This is a genomic window from Shewanella olleyana (assembly GCF_023283825.1).
GTDB lineage: Bacteria > Pseudomonadota > Gammaproteobacteria > Enterobacterales > Shewanellaceae > Shewanella > Shewanella olleyana.
Genome location: NZ_JAKILD010000064.1, coordinates 1 through 1,996, shown reverse-complemented (window position 1 = coordinate 1,996; position 1,996 = coordinate 1). Strand labels below are relative to the sequence as shown.

At 42.2% G+C, this 1,996-nt stretch carries 2 protein-coding genes; one reads left to right on the top strand and one right to left on the bottom strand.

Translation table 11 applies throughout. The features are described 5' to 3' along the window. Positions 1–423 precede the first annotated feature (423 nt). A complete protein-coding gene (locus L2735_RS19820) occupies positions 424–774 on the top strand; it encodes a hypothetical protein (RefSeq protein ID WP_248986308.1) in 351 nt (116 codons plus the stop codon). Between the two features lie 137 nt (positions 775–911). Here the strand turns inward: L2735_RS19820 and L2735_RS19815 are convergent. Then, positions 912–1,996 (bottom strand): tetratricopeptide repeat protein (locus tag L2735_RS19815; protein ID WP_248986307.1); only part of this gene is annotated, 1,085 nt, incomplete at its 5' end.

Below are 1,996 nucleotides of genomic sequence, written 5' to 3'. Positions count from 1 at the left end.
ACTGGGTAGCTAAAATGCCTTAGTGGAGGCTTGAGCCTAGTGCAGTGAAAGTTGCACGCTGGGTTCTTAGGAGGACGGCACTTGGTAACAAGTGTCGTCTATCCGACAAAAACGCTTTAGCTTGAGTAATCTAAAAATCTAATCTGACTCAGGGTATTGAACGCCCTTGGTACTTTTACCAAAGACAATTACTGTTGATTAAAGTTCTCCAAATAGCTTATTTTAAAGGCTCACACGAAGGCTGTTATAACTTTCAACGTAATCTCAGCCTTATGGCTTATTTGTTTCTTGCAAAAACAAAGTTTCCTCCTTTGCATAACAGCTACACAGAATAAACTTACTCCTTCATATTTATTTTGCACTTATTTAATATCAACACCACTGGTATAATACCGCAATAATATCAAGGAAATACAGCAGCTAATGAAACATCAACTTATGCGCATCCAGGAAGAACTTGAGTACAAAACACGTGTACCTACCCTAGGTGCTTTGACAATAATAGCCCCTCCCTCAAATGCAGTTTTAGCTTGCCTGCGAATGCAAGAATATCCACTATTCTTAATGCTGACTATAGCAGTATTAGCATTTGTACTAACGCTCATGATCATGTTGGAGGTGATGAATTTAGGCGTTTATTGGAAAACTAAGCAACTGCTAAAGACAAGTGATGTGAATAATGACGTATTAACAGTGCTGCTTAAAGGGCAGGTTGTTGCGGAATTATCAGAAGCTCAATGTAAAGCGATTGAAGACCATGTAAAGTCTAGTTAAGCTCTTTTGAATTAAAACCTGCGATGGTATTCCAATTCTCTGGGTTGATAATTGGGGTCGGTAGATAAACAAAATCCAGTAACCTTTCAACAAGACACGATAACCAGCGGATTTTCGTGTCTTGTCAGTAAGAACAATTATGAAATGTTAAAACCGTATTGATTCAACAGAGGATAAATAGAATCAAAGCCATCCAGTTGACGCTCTGTTATTATTTCATGCATTTGGCTCAATTTTTCTTTAGCCTGCTGATTTTTATTAGCTTCATCAAGAAAGATCGCCAAAACACCACAAAGCCAAGCCAAAGATAAGAGGTGCCAAGGTTCATCAACATGCTCTAACAATCTGGCCTCCACTTTTAAGGCTAATTTATTAAAAGTATCAACATCTTCTAATCTTCTAAGAGTTTTTAGCTGGCGTATTTGGTAGTCAATTTCACATTTGGTGTCACCTACATTGCAACATACTGATTCTGCTAACTTACAATAATTTAATACATCTTGATACTGGCCAATACCTTCATAGCAGACGGCCAGATTATTTAGGCTTTGTTCGTAATCCTCTGCCCAGCGCGCAGGCTGCTCAGCATAAAGCGCTTTTAGAATAGCCAGTGACTCCTCTTGCAGCGCTATCGACTCTGTGGTTCTGCCAACGCTGTGATAAGAATAAGCCAGATTATTTAGGCTTCGGGTGTAATACTTTGCCCAGCGCGCTGGTTGCTCAGCATAAAGCGCTTTTTGAATACCCAGTGACTCTTCTTGCAGCGTTATCGCCTCTTCTGTCCTACCAGCGCTTTCATAGCAGACGGCCAGATTATTTAGGCTTTGTTCGTAATCCTCTGCCCAGCGCGCTGGCTGCTCAGCATAAAGCGCTTTTCGAATAGCCAGTGACTCCTCTTTCAGCGCTATCACCTCTACTGTCCTACCAGCGCTTTCATAGCAGACGGCCAGACTATTTAGGCTTTGGGCGTAACCCTCTGCCCAGCGCGCTGGCTGCTCAGCATAAAGCGCTTTTAGAATAGCCAGTGACTCCTCTTTCAGCGCTATCACCTCTACTGTCCTGCCAACGCTTTTATAAAAATAAGCCAGACTAATTAGGCTGCAGGCGTAATCCTCTGCCCAGCGCGCTGGCTGCTCAGCATAAAGCGTTTTTCGAATAGCCAGTGACTCCTCTTCCAGCACTATCGCCTCTACTGTCCTATCAACGCTGTGATAAGAGGAAG